At 59.8% G+C, this 14,612-nt stretch carries 20 protein-coding genes and 1 pseudogene; 1 reads left to right on the top strand and 20 read right to left on the bottom strand.

Annotation, left to right across the window (positions count from 1 at the left end):
- Window positions 1-8: 8 nt before the first annotated feature.
- The 16 genes and pseudogenes from ABZN20_RS05515 to ABZN20_RS05590 form a co-directional block, all read right to left on the bottom strand.
- Window positions 9-329: a hypothetical protein gene (locus ABZN20_RS05515; RefSeq protein ID WP_367027540.1), complete on the bottom strand. Its 321-nt coding sequence runs from the start codon at window positions 327-329 to the stop codon at window positions 9-11.
- Between the two features lie 238 nt (window positions 330-567).
- Window positions 568-663 (bottom strand): annotated as a pseudogene (locus ABZN20_RS05520) (hypothetical protein); the annotation flags it as partial.
- A gap of 439 nt (window positions 664-1,102) precedes the next feature.
- Window positions 1,103-1,969, bottom strand: coding sequence for an Rpn family recombination-promoting nuclease/putative transposase (locus ABZN20_RS05525; RefSeq protein ID WP_367027037.1), 867 nt, complete (start codon window positions 1,967-1,969; stop codon window positions 1,103-1,105).
- Window positions 1,966-2,187, bottom strand: a complete 222-nt coding sequence (locus tag ABZN20_RS05530) for a hypothetical protein (RefSeq protein ID WP_367027038.1) — start codon at window positions 2,185-2,187, stop codon at window positions 1,966-1,968. Before ABZN20_RS05530 ends, ABZN20_RS05525 begins: the two co-directional genes overlap by 4 nt.
- On the bottom strand, window positions 2,184-2,522 hold the full coding sequence (locus tag ABZN20_RS05535; RefSeq protein ID WP_367027039.1) for a hypothetical protein: 339 nt from the start codon (window positions 2,520-2,522) through the stop codon (window positions 2,184-2,186). Before ABZN20_RS05535 ends, ABZN20_RS05530 begins: the two co-directional genes overlap by 4 nt.
- Before the next feature lie 312 nt (window positions 2,523-2,834).
- Window positions 2,835-3,065: a DUF4351 domain-containing protein gene (locus ABZN20_RS05540; RefSeq protein WP_367027040.1), complete on the bottom strand. Its 231-nt coding sequence runs from the start codon at window positions 3,063-3,065 to the stop codon at window positions 2,835-2,837.
- A 182-nt stretch (window positions 3,066-3,247) separates the two neighbouring features.
- Window positions 3,248-3,580, bottom strand: a complete 333-nt coding sequence (locus ABZN20_RS05545) for a hypothetical protein (RefSeq protein WP_367027041.1) — start codon at window positions 3,578-3,580, stop codon at window positions 3,248-3,250.
- Between the two features lie 152 nt (window positions 3,581-3,732).
- Complete coding sequence (locus ABZN20_RS05550) at window positions 3,733-4,791, bottom strand: Rpn family recombination-promoting nuclease/putative transposase (RefSeq protein ID WP_367027042.1); 1,059 nt, start codon at window positions 4,789-4,791, stop codon at window positions 3,733-3,735.
- Window positions 4,792-4,848: 57 nt separating this feature from the next.
- Window positions 4,849-5,127, bottom strand: a complete 279-nt coding sequence (locus ABZN20_RS05555; protein WP_367027043.1) for a DUF4351 domain-containing protein — start codon at window positions 5,125-5,127, stop codon at window positions 4,849-4,851.
- 239 nt (window positions 5,128-5,366) lie between these two features.
- The gene (locus tag ABZN20_RS05560; protein WP_423246433.1) at window positions 5,367-6,233 is read right to left on the bottom strand and encodes an Rpn family recombination-promoting nuclease/putative transposase; all 867 of its coding nucleotides are present in this window, start codon (window positions 6,231-6,233) and stop codon (window positions 5,367-5,369) included.
- Window positions 6,234-6,722: 489 nt separating this feature from the next.
- Entirely contained in the window at window positions 6,723-6,968 is a 246-nt protein-coding gene (locus ABZN20_RS05565) for a hypothetical protein (RefSeq protein WP_367027045.1), read from the bottom strand.
- On the bottom strand, window positions 6,965-7,264 hold the full coding sequence (locus tag ABZN20_RS05570; protein WP_367027046.1) for a nucleotidyltransferase domain-containing protein: 300 nt from the start codon (window positions 7,262-7,264) through the stop codon (window positions 6,965-6,967). Before ABZN20_RS05570 ends, ABZN20_RS05565 begins: the two co-directional genes overlap by 4 nt.
- Before the next feature lie 336 nt (window positions 7,265-7,600).
- Window positions 7,601-8,794 (bottom strand): ISAzo13 family transposase, encoded by a 1,194-nt coding sequence (locus ABZN20_RS05575; protein WP_367027047.1) that lies wholly within the window; start codon window positions 8,792-8,794, stop codon window positions 7,601-7,603.
- 87 nt (window positions 8,795-8,881) lie between these two features.
- A complete protein-coding gene (locus tag ABZN20_RS05580; RefSeq protein ID WP_367027048.1) occupies window positions 8,882-9,379 on the bottom strand; it encodes a hypothetical protein in 498 nt (165 codons plus the stop codon).
- Window positions 9,376-9,681 carry a nucleotidyltransferase domain-containing protein gene (locus ABZN20_RS05585; protein ID WP_367027049.1) on the bottom strand — a complete coding sequence of 102 codons (306 nt, stop codon included), beginning with the start codon at window positions 9,679-9,681 and terminating at the stop codon, window positions 9,376-9,378. The genes ABZN20_RS05580 and ABZN20_RS05585 overlap by 4 nt, the downstream gene beginning before the upstream one ends.
- 106 nt (window positions 9,682-9,787) lie before the next feature.
- Complete coding sequence (locus ABZN20_RS05590; RefSeq protein WP_367027050.1) at window positions 9,788-10,153, bottom strand: hypothetical protein; 366 nt, start codon at window positions 10,151-10,153, stop codon at window positions 9,788-9,790.
- 109 nt (window positions 10,154-10,262) lie between these two features.
- Between ABZN20_RS05590 and ABZN20_RS05595 the strand changes: the two genes are divergently transcribed.
- Window positions 10,263-11,333 carry an IS630 family transposase gene (locus ABZN20_RS05595; protein WP_367026407.1) on the top strand — a complete coding sequence of 357 codons (1,071 nt, stop codon included), beginning with the start codon at window positions 10,263-10,265 and terminating at the stop codon, window positions 11,331-11,333.
- A gap of 27 nt (window positions 11,334-11,360) precedes the next feature.
- On the opposite strand, the gene fcl is transcribed toward ABZN20_RS05595, so the two are convergent.
- From fcl to ABZN20_RS05615, 4 genes are all read right to left on the bottom strand, one after another.
- The gene (gene fcl, locus ABZN20_RS05600) at window positions 11,361-12,350 is read right to left on the bottom strand and encodes a GDP-L-fucose synthase (protein ID WP_367027051.1); all 990 of its coding nucleotides are present in this window, start codon (window positions 12,348-12,350) and stop codon (window positions 11,361-11,363) included.
- Between the two features lie 6 nt (window positions 12,351-12,356).
- A complete protein-coding gene (gmd, locus tag ABZN20_RS05605; RefSeq protein WP_367027052.1) occupies window positions 12,357-13,475 on the bottom strand; it encodes a GDP-mannose 4,6-dehydratase in 1,119 nt (372 codons plus the stop codon).
- On the bottom strand, window positions 13,472-13,861 hold the full coding sequence (locus tag ABZN20_RS05610) for a MarR family EPS-associated transcriptional regulator (protein WP_367027053.1): 390 nt from the start codon (window positions 13,859-13,861) through the stop codon (window positions 13,472-13,474). The genes gmd and ABZN20_RS05610 overlap by 4 nt, the downstream gene beginning before the upstream one ends.
- A gap of 377 nt (window positions 13,862-14,238) precedes the next feature.
- Complete coding sequence (locus ABZN20_RS05615) at window positions 14,239-14,601, bottom strand: hypothetical protein (protein ID WP_367027054.1); 363 nt, start codon at window positions 14,599-14,601, stop codon at window positions 14,239-14,241.
- Between the last annotated feature and the right edge of the window lie 11 nt (window positions 14,602-14,612).

Here is a 14,612-nt window from a genome sequence, read left to right on the forward strand (position 1 = left end):
AGTTTTCCTTAAAGTAAGGCCGAGAAGAGTCTCTTCGAGCCGCTGACCGCGATCTGGCGCTGCATCATGAGCTTGGCGACTTGGGTGGCGACGTATTGCCCCATCTGGTCGTTCGTACGGCGGCCGGCGAGGATCATTTCCGGGTGGGAGCCGATTTCCTGCGCCTTGTGGGTCAGGTAGTAGGGGTCGACACCGATGCAGTGTCCGCCCACCAAAGCGGGGCGGAACGGCAGGAAGTTCCATTTGCTGCCGGCGACGAGCACTTCGCTGGTGTCGATGCCGAGCTTTTGAAACAGCAAGGCGAGTTCGTTGATCAGGGCAATGTTCACGTCGCGCTGGGTGTTTTCGATGACCTTGGCGGCTTCGGCAACGCGGATACTGGTGGCCGGGCGGGTGCCGGCTCGATGATGCGGCGGTAGAGAGTATCGACGAAGGCGGCGGCTTCGGATGTGGAACCGCTGGTGATCTTTTTGATGGTGGTGAGCCGGTGTTCCTTGTCGCCGTCGTTTCGAGCGTGCTGTCCTGGCCGGCGCGAAGCTCGTCGATGCGAGCCTGTTTGAGGTCGAAGCCAATGGTGGGGAAATGCTTGCCGAATTCCACGGCGAGCGGCAGACCGACGTAGCCAAGCCCGATGATGGCGATGCGGACGTTGTCAGGATTCATTGGGTGGCTCAGTTGGCGGTCGCGAAACAGATGAGAGGAACTTGGGTGGGGTGGTGATTCCGCGATCGTTCGAACGAGGCGGGTGCTTCTTGCACGAATCGGTGGGCTGGTTCAGCGGGAGAAGGAGCCACTGGCCGAGCCGGAAGTCTGTTGGCTGGAATAGTCGAAAGCATGGCGCCTCGCCGGGTGTTCAACATTTGAACACTAAGCGTAGCAGGGCGAAATGGGATGGCAAGGGTGCTCTGGAAAAATTTCTCGGGTGGGTGGGTTGCCGGGGGATGTGGGTTTCGCGGCTGAGCCGCTTCTACGGGACGCGCGGGGTTTCGCGGCTGAGCCGCTCCTACGGGGATGCGTGGGGTCTCGCGGCTGAGCCGCTCCTACGGGGATGCGCGGTAGTTCGTAGACCAGTACGGTTTCAACTTTGCGGCAGGAGCATGCTTCAAGCCTCGAATACCGCTGGCAGGCTTTCCGCGTCCAGCAGGCGCTCGGCCCAGGTTTCCAGTTGCTCGGGCGGCGCCTGCTGGATGCGCTGTTCGACCCAGTCCGGCAAAGGGCCGAAGCGGTGGGTGAGTAACCGGCGCAAAACCAGGGCCTCGCCGAGCTGGCGTCCTTCCTGGCGTCCTTCCTGGCGTCCTTCCTGGTGTCCCTTCTGATGCCCTTCCAGGCGTCCCTCGGCGAGAACTTCCTGGTAAAAACGGGTTTGCTTCAGGTCGATGTCGGTAATGCCCAGCATGGCTTGTATCTCCTCGCGGCTGCTGCGCGGTAGTTTGTAGACCAGTACGGTTTCAATGAAGTTGAGCAGTTCCAGGTCCTCGGCTTGGCACTGGATCATCCGGGCGGCACGGGCCAGCGCGGCATCGGTCTCGTCGACGATCAGCCGCAGCAGTTCCCAGCCTGGAGTGTCACTATCTTGCCCGCTGAGAGCGCTGAGGTCTACTCGCTGAACTTCCGGCAAACTCAGTAGACTGGCGTAACCACGGGGGATGCGCTCGGTAACGGCACTGGGGTACAGCACCAGAGCGCGCCAGTCGCAGGCTTGCGGCGCTCGTTGCAGGTAAAGGAAGATTTCGGCGAAAAGGCGGCGATACAAGGTCTCGTCGGGCTGGAACTGGACTTCGATGAAGACATAGGGGTCGTCGCTGTCCTCGATCGGCGCCAGCACGCCGTCGAGCCGGAAGGCCGCTTGTTTGAGTTCCTCGGAACGGAAGCGGTAGCGATCCGCCGCGGCGGGGTCGAGCCCGGCCAGATCGAGCGCCAAGGCCGGCCATTGCCGAAAGAGTTCGTGAAACAGAGTGTCGGTTTTCACAACCATCCATCGACCAGATGTGCCGGAAACAGGTGTTTGACATCGGAGAGCACGGCGCCGGGACGGGGCTGTTCGAGGACGCCGATGCAGTGCCCGCCCCCCAGGCCGGGGCGGAACGGCAGGAAGTTCCATTTGCTGCCGGCGACGAGCACTTCGCTGGTGTCGATGCCGAGCTTTTGAAACAGCAAGGCGAGTTCGTTGATCAGGGCAATGTTCACGTCGCGCTGGGTGTTTTCGATGACCTTGGCGGCTTCGGCAACGCGGATACTGGTGGCCGGGCGGGTGCCGGCTCGATGATGCGGCGGTAGAGAGTATCGACGAAGGCGGCGGCTTCGGATGTGGAACCGCTGGTGATCTTTTTGATGGTGGTGAGCCGGTGTTCCTTGTCGCCGTCGTTTCGAGCGTGCTGTCCTGGCCGGCGCGAAGCTCTTCGATGCGGGCCCTGCTTGAGGTCGAAGCCAATGGTGGGGAAATGCTTGCCGAACTCCACGGCGAGCGGCAGACCAACGTAGCCAAACCCGATGATGGCGATGCGGACGTTGTCAGGATTCATTGGGTGGTTCAGTTGGCGGTCGCGAAACGGATGGGAGGAACTTGGATGGGGTGGTGATTCCGCGATCGTTCGAACGAGGCGGGTGCTTCTTGCACGAATCGGTGGGCTGGTTCAGCGGGAGAAGGAGCCGCCGGCCGAGCCGGAAGTCTGTTGGCTGGAATAGTCGAAAGCATGGCGCCTCGCCGGGTGTTCAACACTTTAAGACTAAGCGTAGCAGGGCGAAAAGTGGGGTTTCGCGGCTGAGCCGCTCCTACGGGGACGCGCGGTAGTTCGTAGACCAGTACGGTTTCAACTTTGCGGCAGGAGCATGCTTCAAGCCTCGAATACCGCCGGTAGGCTTTCCGCGTCCAGCAGGCGCTCGGCCCAGGTTTCCAGTTGTTCGGGCGGCGCCTGCTGGATGCGTTGTTCGACCCAGTCCGGCAAAGGGCCGAAGCGGCGGATCAACTGCCGGCGCAGCAAGGCGATTTCGCCTTGGGCTATTCCCTGCTGAAGTCCTTGCTGCTTCCACTTTTCGGTCCATTCGACGACGCGTTCTGCGAGCATGGTATCGATCTCCTGTGATCGGATTAGCTCTCGTCCCAATGCCTCGCCAAGCGAGGGGCGAGGGGCTTCGCGGCGGAGCCGCTCCCACAGTCCATCTGCTCCCACAGTCCATCCGCCATGGTGGGAGCGGCTATGCCGCGATCTCCTTCCGAAGATTCCGGAGATTTTGACCTCCAATCGATTCATTCGGACGATCCCAGCACGGCTTCCAGACTACCGCCTTCCAGCAGCCGATCCGCCCAGGTTTCGCACTCTTCGGTGCTGGCCCGCGCCAAACGGGCTTCGGCCCATGCCGGCAGGGGGCCGAAACGGCGAGTCAATTGCCGGCGCAGCAGGGTGATTTCGCCTAGGGCTATGCCTTGTTGAAGTCCTTCCTGAATCCCCTCCTGACGCCCTTCCTGACGCCCTTCCTGACGTCCTTGCTGACGTCCTTGCTGACGCCCTTCCTGAAGTCCTTGCTGAAGTCCTTGCTGCTTCCACTTTTCGGTCCATTCGACGACGCGTTCTGCGAGCATGGTATCGATCTCCTGTGATCGGATTGGCTCTCGTCCCAATGCCTCGCCAAGCGAGGGGCTTCGCGGCGGAGCCGCTCCCACAGTCCATCCGTGGGAGCGGCTATGCCGCGATCTCCTTCCGAAGATTCCGGAGATTTTGACCTCCAATCGATTCATTCGGGCGATCCCAGCACGGCTTCCAGACTACCGCCTTCCAGCAGCCGATCCGCCCAGGTTTCGCACTCTTCGGTGCTGGCTCGCGCCAAACGGGCTTCGGCCCAGTCCGGCAGAGGTCCGAAGCGGCGGATCAACTGCCGGCGCAGCAGGGTGATTTCGCCTAGGGCTATGCCTTGTTGAAGTCCTTCCTGAATCCCCTCCTGACGCCCTTCCTGACGCCCTTCCTGACGCCCTTGCTGACGTCCTTGCTGAAGTCCTTGCTGAAGTCCTTGCTGCTTCCACTTTTCGGTCCATTCGACGACGCGTTCTGCGAGCATGGTATCGATCTCCTGTAGTTCAGTGGCTTCGGGAATTCTTTCAGCGGGCACGAGCCGTTTGAGGACCACTCGGTTGATCCAGACGACTAACGCCCGCCGGAGGCTATCATAACGGGGTTCTCTCAGCCGTTGGGTCAGCCGGCCGATGATTTGCCGCATGACTTCAGGTTCCGGGCTGGATTCCAGCCGGATGATGTCGGCCAGCGAGTTGTCCGCTTCTGCCAATTCGGGTTCGCTCACCCGCCCCTCGTCCAGCAGGAAGTAGCGCTGACTGGGTCGCCAGGCGCTGAGTCCTGCCGGCTCGATCAATTCAGCCACTTCGCAGGCGGAACGCCAGGGGCTTTCGCCGTTGTAAACCACTACGGGAAAGATCGGGGGCAGCTTGTTTGGCGCCACGATCTGGCCGCTTTTCACCAGGTCTTGATACAGTAATCCTGTATACACCAGGATGCGCAGCGCCATCCATGGATCGATGCGGCTTTGGAATTCGATGAGCAGGTAGACATACAGCCATTCACCCCCTTCGACTCCGCTCAGGGTAGGCTTGAACCTCACCCGCCAGATGATGTCGTCCTCCCGCTCGCGCAGGTCGTCGGTGACGTAGCTGCCACCCATCTTCTCCAGGCTGCCGTAGTCGATCTGGGGCACCCAGTCTTCATGCACGAACCCGCGCAGCAGGTCTTCCACGATTTGGGCGTGGGAGAATATGTGCTTGTAGGACCCGTCATACATGGTCATGCCGGATAGCTCGGTTCGGCACCGTGGGCGGGGTTGGTCGCTGAGGGGAGCATGCTTTCAGGTCTCGAATACCGCTGGCAGGCTTTCCGCGTCCAGCAGGCGCTCGGCCCAGGTTTCCAGTTGTTCGGGCGGCGCCTGCTGGATGCGCTGTTCGACCCACTCCGGCAGAGGCCCGAAACGTCGGGTCAATTGCCGGCGCAACAGCGTAATTTCTCCTTGGGCTATTCCTTGTTGAAGACCTTTTTCAAGCCCTTCTTGAAGCCCTTGCTGAAGTCCTTGCTGAAGTCCTTGCTGCTTCCACTTTTCGGTCCATTCGACGACGCGTTCTGCGAGCATGGTATCGATCTCTTGTGATCGGATTGGCTCTCGTCCCAATGCCTCGCCAAGCGAGGGGCTTCGCGGCGGAGCCGCTCCCACAGTCCATCCGCCATGGTGGGAGCGGCTATGCCGCGATCTCCTTCCGGGTGACGGTACGGTGACGACGGAGACTTCGCAATCGGCCAAGCCGTCCGGGCCGGCGGGGCGGCCGAGGGCTCGGGCTGATCTGTGATCGGCGTCGGTCCGTCCCAGCATGATCAACACTCGTCATTCTTGAGAATGGCGTCGAGGCTTGGGGCGTCCACGACACGATCGAGCCAGCCTTCCAGGGCCGCGAGATCGGCGCCGTCGATCGCCGCCTCCGCCGTAGGCGGCAGGGGGCCAAAACGGCGCTGTGTCAAGCGTTTAAGCAGGCGGACAGCCTCTTCCCGGCGACCTTCCCCACGCCCTTCCTGTCGCCCTTCGGCCAGCACGTCTTTGTAAAAACGGGTTTGCTTGAGATCGATGTCGGTCAGTCCCAGCATGGCTTGTATCTCCTCACGGCTGCTCCGTGGCAATTTGTAGACCATTACGGTTTCGACGAAATCCAGCAGTTCCGGCCAATCTATGGCCTCGGGCAATTGTGCCCGATATTCGGGGCGGGTGAGACGGCGCGCCCTCTGAATCGCAGCCTGGGAGTCTTCAGCGATCAGGATGCGCAGGATCTCCCAGCCCAAGGATTTTCCATCTTGCCCGGACAGGGCGCTGAGGTCTACCCGGCGTATCTCCGGCAGCGAGAGCAGACTGGTGTAGCCGACGGGAATTCTCTCGATGCTCTGGTCGGGGTACAGCACCACCGCTCGCCAAGCGCGAGGTGGATCCGAGCGGTGCAGAAACAGGAACACTTCGGCAAACAAGCGACGGTAGAGACCGTCATCGGGTTGGAACTGGATTTCGACGAAGACCCAGGGAGCGTCGCTGTCTTCCGGCGGGGCCAGGATGCCGTCGATCCGAAAGGCCGTCTGCTTGATTTCCTCGGAGCGGAACACATAACGAGAAGCCTGGCTGGTTTCGATTTCGGCGAGTTCGAGCACCAGCTCGGGCCAGCGTTGGAATATCCGGTAAAAAAGGCTGTCGGTTTTCACAGTTCTCGATTGTCGACGCGGGCGGGGCTAAGCCTTCAATTTACTAAGCGTAAAGAAAGTAATGCCACTACCTTCCGTCATTCCGGGTGGGAACCTGGAATCCAGCGTCCAGAGCCTGCCCCGGACTCGATCCGGGGGACGGCGAGGCTTTCACGTCCTTGCGACTGGATGCCGGAGTCCCATCCGGCATGACGACCTGACATTCTTTTCTTTACGCTTAGTAAATCCGTCATGCCGGCCGGGATTTGCTACGCGCTCTGGCGAGTGCAGGTATCCGACCACATGGGCGGGAAGGGCTTTCGCCATCCATGGCCTCTGGGTTCCGGCATTCCCTGCCGGAACGACGCGCTCTTCTTGACTTAACCACATTGAAGACGGCGAGGACATATGTGGAATCAGTAAAATCTGCTGTTCATGACAAAGCCTTGCCTCGTGCCTGAACGTAACTTGCCTTGAGCCTTCTCTCCTGAAAATGTAAGACGTCTTTTCTCACAAGACGCGTAAGAGCCGAGGCAGCAACCTATCGCCCACCGTGTCCTGCAGCCTGGCTAAGCGGCCAGCGAAAGCCTCGACCCGCTCTGCGAGTTCCACGTCATTTTCCATCTGTGCGGCTCGCTCCGCGGTAAAGGGAGCATGGAACAGCCGCTGGTCGGTGACGGCCAGGTGCCGGCATTCCTTGCGCACCACGCGGGCCAGGAATTGCAGACGCGCTTGGGTCGTTGGCTTCAAGGTCATAGCAGCACCCCTTCCTGGAGCGCGATTTCGTGGATGGGCAGGCGCATGAGGTTGGGTGCGCTGATCAGTACGTCCACTTTGCGTCCAGACATGGCCCGGGAAATCCGGGCCGACAACTGCGCGGCCAGCAACGCGGGATTGTCGGCCGGCTCGGGCAATTCGAGCATCAGATCGACGTCTCCGCCCTTGGCGCCATCATCCAGCCTGGAGCCGAAAAGCCTCACGCGGGCCGTCTCGCCAGCCGTTTGGCGGACAAGTTTGCGGATGGTATGAATCTGGTCTTGGGTGAGTCGCATCGTTTTGCAGAAGCTTCGACGGAAGTCTTAGAGTCTGTTTTGAAAAAGAAGATGGAGGATCGTAGGGCGGATAAGCGGCAGCGCATCCGCCAAATTCAGCTTCGCTGCTCTTCGAGTCGGCGCGGAGGTGGATGCGCTACGCTTATCCACCCTACCTGAGCGGAGAATTTTCCTGATTTCAACTGATTGACTTTGCTTGAATAGATTTTTCAAGACAGGTTCTTAGCCTAAATCCGGTGGTGGAGAAATTGGATTGACCGCACGCCCTCATCCAGCCCTTCTGGCCACCTTCTTCCGACTAAGGCATTGGAACAAAATAAATCTGCCATATGAATGCTACGGCAGGATCGTATAATTCCATTCGCCATGGAAGGCATGGCGCTGTATTTTGAGGCCGTCCATTTCCGCGTCGGTGACCTTGATCCCTTTGGGATATTCGCTATCGTCCAGTTCGCAATAGACCCGCAAGCCTTTGCGATTGGTCGTCGAGGCAATCAAATTCACCACGACCTCGTGACTGATGAGCGGACGACCGCGCCAATTCATCGTGATAAAGGAAAATAGGCGATGCTCAATCTGGTTCCATTTGCTGGTTCCCGGCGGGAAGTGACACACCGTGATGGCCAGTCCTAACTCGGTGGCTAATGCCTGAAGCTCCCGCTTCCATAAGCGCACACGCGAGCCATTGCTCCCACCGCCATCGGCCGTAATCAACAAGTGCCGTGCCTTCGGATAACACGGTGCGCCCATGGAGTGCCACCAGCGGCGAATACTTTCCACCGCGAATTGCGCGGTGTCGTGATCCGTCCCGACATTGACCCAGCCGATATTCAACGTCGGATCGTAAATGCCATACGGTGCCACCTTCCCCAGTTCGGGGTCTTGAAAATCATACACCCGAACGGCTTCCGGCTGCCCTTCGGGGCGCCATTCCAGGCCCTGTTGCTTGAAATTCCCGACCAGTTCCTTCTTCTTGGTGTCCACCGAGATGACCGGATCGCCCCGCCCTTGGAACTGCTTCACCTGGGTGTAGATATGCTCGAACTGGGCATTGCGATCCGGATGCGAACCGCCCTCCAAGGTTTTTCGATTACCTTGCAGGCTATAGCCCAGCGCGCGGAGCAGTTCGCCCACCATCCGATGGCTGGTTCGGTGCCCCATCTCAGTGAGGGCTTCGGCCAATTGCCGCGTGCTCTTACACGTCCAACGCAACGGGGATTCCGGATCCCCGCGCGTCACCGGATCAATCAATCGCTCCAAATCGGCCTTCAGGGTGGAGTCCTGGTCAACCGTCCGTTTCCGGCCTGCCCCCTTCCGGCGAATACGGCCCTGAGGCAAGGCATTCTGTTGCTCCAACTCTTGGCAGCCTTGACGAATCGCCTCTCGACATAAACCGGTTTCCCGTGACACAGCCGAGATTCCGCCTCGGCCAATCGCCAGCGCCTCCGCCCCGGCAACCAAGCGCCGCAGACGCTCGTCCAGGTACCGATCGAGTTTCCCAAAGCGCTTCTTGATTGCGGCATGTTCCATACCGCAACTTTAGAACAAACCCCTCAGCATTTGGAAGGGTTATTTTGTTCCAACGCCTAAGAGACCGACAAGCGCCCCGAGTCGGCATCAGCGTTCTCTACTCCACCTTGCGCATCGCTGCTCGGCTATGTTCGCCAACTGTCCGTGCGCCGCTTCCAGCATGGGAACATGGGCAACCAGGCGCCGAAGGTTCGCAAGCATGATTTCCGGTTGGTCCGGGTATTCGTGGGCAGTTTGGTTGCGCATTTCCCGCAGCAACTGCCACTGTTCCACCGAAGGCAACATGCCAAGCTTTTCCGCCCGATTCAGCTTGTCCAGGAAGGGTTCGTCGTCCCGCCATTCCTGCACCAGCCGCAACAGGGCGGGCAACAGGCGTATGCCTATCGCATCCTGCAGCTTTCCGAAGCGGAAGAGCAGTTGATCCAGGGTGCGAACCTGCGGTTCGGTAAATTCCCCTGTGGAACCCTCCGCCAGTCCCGGATAAGAGACCGCCTCGAGCCAGGCCGAATGCAAGCGTGCCCGGTGCTGCTCGCATTCCCGCAAGGCCGGGCGCAGCTTGAATTCGATGATCTCCCTGGCGTTCACAGCGGAATTCCGGTCTGCGCGGCTCGCCGCTGAATGGGTAGAGGCGCCTGGCCCGGCGCCGGTGCGAAGACGAGATCGATCCGCCGATCGCCGAGTTGCCGCTTCGCCTTGACCAGGAAATGCAGCTTTGCATTCAGAAGTTCGTCCAGCGTTCCGCTTAACCCCGTCACATACAGGTCGATATCTCCACCGCGCAGGCTGTCGTCGGTACGCGAGCCGAAGAGATAAAGCCGCGCTTGGGGGCCGAATACTTCGGCGGCTACGCGCTTGAGAATTGCGGTCTGGACGTCGGTTAAGCGCATGGGTGGGCAGGAAAGCTGGCTTGCGATTCTCTTCGCTGGCTCCGGGGGAGCGGCGAGGCTGCATCCGATCAAAACAGGTGGGCAATTTTCAGCAGCACACCAATGATCAGGCTCGACTGCAATAGTCCCACGCCGACCACCCAACGCACCAGGTCCGAACGGGTTTTCTCGATCTTGACTCAAGCTGCCGGAAATCTTTCTGCAACCGGCTTTCGACTTCCCGGATTTCAAGCCGCACCTGCTCGATTTCCTTCTGCAATCGCAGTTCGGTTTCCTTGATCTCCAGCCGGATTTTTTCGATCTCATTCTGAAGGCGCAGCTCCGTTTCCCGAAGCCGGGGCGCAGTGGCGACATCCCTGATCTGCGGGTCGCGATCCTCGAGCTGTTCCTGCGCCTCCGCGATGGCTCGCGCCCGCGATTTTTCATCGGGGGTTTCCGTAAGTTGCCCGTACAACCTCAAGGCGACATTCATGACGTCAATCCGGAAGTTCTGGGAAAACCCCGCCTCGACCTAGTGTCTAATTGCATTATTAAGCGACTGTAATATCATGTCTCCGTTACCCACAGGAACGGAGGGAAGGATGGCGCGAGTTGCCATATCGGTGAGTTGTACGGACCAAGACCGGCGTGAGTTGGAGCGTTTGAGCAATAGCCGCACCGAGGAGGCTCGTCTGGTCGAACGCGCCAAGATTGTCATGGGCTGTCTGGCGGGCAAGCGCAATGACGAAATTGCTGCTGAACTCGGTATCCGGCCCGGCACGGTCGGTGTCTGGCGCAGGCGCTTTGCGGCTGAAGGATTGAAAGGGCTGGGTGATCGAAAAAGGCCTGGCAAGCCTCCGCGGTACCCGCCGTCCGAGTTGCGCAATCGATTGCTTGCACAGATTGAACAGCCGCCGCCGGCCGGACAGGCGACGTGGGATGGCGGGTCGTTGTCGAAAGCCTTGGGGGTTTCCGATGATGCCGTCTGGCGCCTGTTGCGCAAAGAAGGCATCCAACTCCAGCGGCATCGCTCGTGGTGCGTCAGCACGGACCCTCAGTTTGCCATCAAGTCGGCCGACATTATCGGGCTGTACCTGAATCCGCCGCAAAATGCGTTGGTCATTTCCGTTGATGAAAAGCCTTCCATTCAGGCGCTGGAAAGGGCCAGCGGTTTCGTCTTTACCAGCAGCGGCAAGCTGGTTCGTGGATTGAAAAGCACCTATAAGCGCCATGGCACGATCAATCTTTTTGCGGCCTTGAATGTGGCGACCGGTACCATTCAGTCCAAAACCACCACGACCAAGAAGCGTCCTGACTTTCAGGCCTTTCTCGATGAGGTGGTCGCCGATGTTCCGGCTGATCGGGAAATTCATGTGATTCTCGACAACTATTGCACTCACAAGAAGAACGATGACTGGTTGGCCGCCCATCCCAACGTGCACTTTCACTTCACGCCCACTTCAGCCAGTTGGTTGAACCAAGTGGAAATCTGGTTTGGCATCATGACCCGCAAGGCCTTACGTGGGGCCAGTTTCAACAGCATCGACCAACTGGCGCAGGCGATCAACGATTTCATCGCCGCCTACAACGACAAGGCCGCCCCATTCGTCTGGCGCAAGCGGGAAGTCAAAGGCTCCCAGCTGCGCAATACTATCGCTAATTTACGCAATTAAACACTAGGATATCGGATTCAATGGTCATCAGCCACGTGACGGGGTAGCCCCTGCCGAAGACTGGCCGGTCTCGTCCAGGAATGCCTTGTAGGTTTGTTCGAGTCCTTCGCGCAAGGGAATCCGGGCCCGCCATCCGCGGGCGGCCAGTCGTTGAACGTTCAACAACTTGCGCGGCGTGCCATCGGGCTTGGTGGTATCGAACGCGATTTCTCCCGCAAAACCGGTGACTTGGCCGATGAGCTCGGCCAGTTCCCGGATGGTGATGTCCTCTCCGGTACCGACGTTGAGATGGCTTTGCATGGGTTCAGTGCAACTATCATAGGCCGCCTTGTCGAGACCCATGATGTGGAGGCAGGCTTCGGCCAGGTCGTCCACGTGGAGAAACTCCCGCCGTGGGGTACCGCTGCCCCAGATCACGACGCTACGCGCCCCGCTTGCCTTGGCTTCGTGAAAACGCCGCAGGAGCGCGGGGATGACGTGGCTGTTTTCCGGGTGGTAGTTGTCGCCGGGTCCGTAGAGATTGGTCGGCATGGCGCTGCGGTAGTCGGTGCCGTACTGGCGGTTGTAGGACTCGCAGAGCTTGATGCCGGCGATCTTGGCGATGGCGTAGGGCTCGTTGGTGGGCTCCAGCGTGCCGGTGAGCAGCGCGTCCTCACCCATCGGTTGCGGCGCGAATTTGGGGTAGATGCAACTGGAGCCCAGAAACAGCAGCTTTTGCACGCCCGCGCGCCAGGCCTCGTGAATGAGGTTGGCCTCGATCATCAGATTCTGGTAGATGAACTCGGCCGGATAGGTATTGTTGGCATGGATGCCACCGACCTTGGCGGCGGCGACGTAGACCTGGTCCGGTTTTTCGGCCTGGAAAAAAGCGCGGACGGCGGCTTGGTCCGTGAGGTCCAACTCGGAGTGGCTACGGGTCAGGATACCGGTGTGGCCGCGCCGCTGCAGCAGTCGGACGATGGCGCTGCCGACCATGCCGCGGTGGCCGGCGACGTAGATGCGGGGGCTGGCTTCCATTCCGGCTTACTCGTGATAGTCGTAGGCGGTGAAACCAGCCATCTTGACGAGGGCATCGCGCTTGGCGGCGGTGTAGTCGCTCTGGACCATTTCCTTGACCAGTTCCCGCAGGCTGATCTGGGGCGTCCAGCCGAGTTTTTCCCTTGCCTTGCTGGCGTCGCCGAGCAGGGTTTCGACTTCGGTGGGGCGGAAATAGCGAGGATCGACGCGGACGATGACGTCGCCCGCCTTCACTTTTAGATCCTTGCTGGATACCGCAACCACCCTGCCGGTTTCACGTTCGCCCTCGCCCTCCCAGGCCACGGATATCCCCAACTCCTCGGCGGCGAAATCGACGAACTGGCGGACGCTGTATTGGACGCCGGTCGCGATCACGAAGTCGTCGGGCTGGTCCTGCTGGAGCATCAGCCACTGCATCTCCACGTAGTCGCGGGCGTGGCCCCAGTCGCGCAACGCCGACAGGTTGCCGAGGTAGAGGCAGTCTTGCAGTCCCAGGGCGATGCGGGCCATGGCGCGGGTGATCTTGCGGGTCACGAAGGTCTCGCCGCGAACCGGACTTTCGTGGTTGAACAGGATGCCGTTGCAGGCGTAGATGCCATAGGCCTCCCGGTAATTGACCGTGATCCAGTAGGCGTAAAGCTTGGCGACGGCATAGGGGCTGCGGGGATAGAACGGCGTGGTTTCCTTCTGCGGGACTTCCTGCACGAGACCGTAAAGTTCCGAGGTGGACGCCTGGTAATAGCGGGTTTTCTTTTCCATCCCGAGGATCCGGATGGCCTCCAGAATGCGCAGCGCACCGATGCCGTCCGCATTGGCGGTGTATTCCGGCTCCTCGAAACTCACCGCCACGTGGGACTGGGCGGCCAAATTGTAGATTTCGTCCGGCTGTACCTTTTGGATGATACGGACCAGGCTGGTGGAATCGGTCAGGTCGCCGTGATGCAGGATGAACCGGCGGTCCTTCACATGCGGGTCCTGGTAGAGGTGGTCGATGCGATCGGTGTTGAAGAGCGAAGTCCGGCGCTTGATGCCGTGGACTTCGTAGCCCTTGTCGAGCAGGAATTCGGAAAGGTAGGCGCCGTCCTGGCCGGTAACGCCGGTGATGAGAGCGATTTTTCGGGTCATGGATCGATTATCGGGTTTGGAGGTGTTTGGAGGGAATTATTACGGGTTGCGTTCGAATCTGCGGAAGTCGACAACTCGAGCTGCAACGCGGCGATCTCGGCACGCAGCGCTTCGTATTCCGCCTCCTTGCGCGCCAGATAGGCGCGGGTGAGGCGGAGCTTCTGCTCGATGCCTTGCGGAGTCAGCAAGTAAAGATAGCCCAGCTTGCTGTCGTTGCGGCGGAAGTTGCCGGCCTTGATGAGACCTTTTTCCAGCAGCGCCTTGAGGAGGTAGTTGGTCTTTCCCAGGCTGATGCCGAGCCGCTCGGCGAGCACCCGCTGGCTGATACCCGGAGAATCTTCGAGATTCTTGAGTATCCGCAATTGGGCTTGTTCACGCGGGGTCATGGGTTCGGCGTATCATCCGTTCAGGCATTGAACGGAGCTTAGCAGCGAAACCGGGTACGTCAACGAAGGAGTGAACCCGCTTTTCATTACCTGATTAGCAAGAGTCTTCAGCCAACCTCGAAAAACTCCGTCATTCCGGCAGGGAAGCCGGAATCCAGCAACAAGGATGTTAGGCTGGTAGTCTCGCGAACTTCGACGAAGCGCGCCTGGGGTGGCGACCTACCATCCCTGGCCTGGATTCCGGCTTCCCCGCCGGAATGACGGCTGAACACTCTTGCTAATCCGGTTTCATTAAGAGTGGGACTGAAGCGGCGCAACCGGCTGCGTCAATTCCCAATGGGCGAGCAAAAAAACAACCTCGAACCAAGGCCGACGGGTCAGGGATACATGCCACCCCACACCGCCGGGTTCATGGTCCAGTCGAGTCTGAGCTCGGAGGCTTCGACCTGCCAGTCCGCCTGCATCTTTTCGGCCGCGAGTTGGCGGAGACGATCCTGGGCCGCCTGATCGCCGACATAGACGCAATCGCATTGTTCGTTGTCGGCGTAGAGATAGGTCAGAGTGTCTTTGACCCGGTGGGAGACCAACTGGCGCTGGGGAATCGCATCGAGATTGGCCTGTTCCTGGGACGACTGGGCGTAAAAAATCTTGAACCCGGCGGCAGCAAGAAGTTCCTCCACCGTTTCGACTTTTTCATTCGATGCAGCACATCCGAGCAAGGCTGCCAGAAGCGGCAACATCGAAAGCCGCT

Origin of the sequence: Methylococcus sp. ANG (genome assembly GCF_040730495.1) — a bacterium.
In the GTDB taxonomy this organism is placed as follows: Bacteria; Pseudomonadota; Gammaproteobacteria; order Methylococcales; family Methylococcaceae; genus Methylococcus.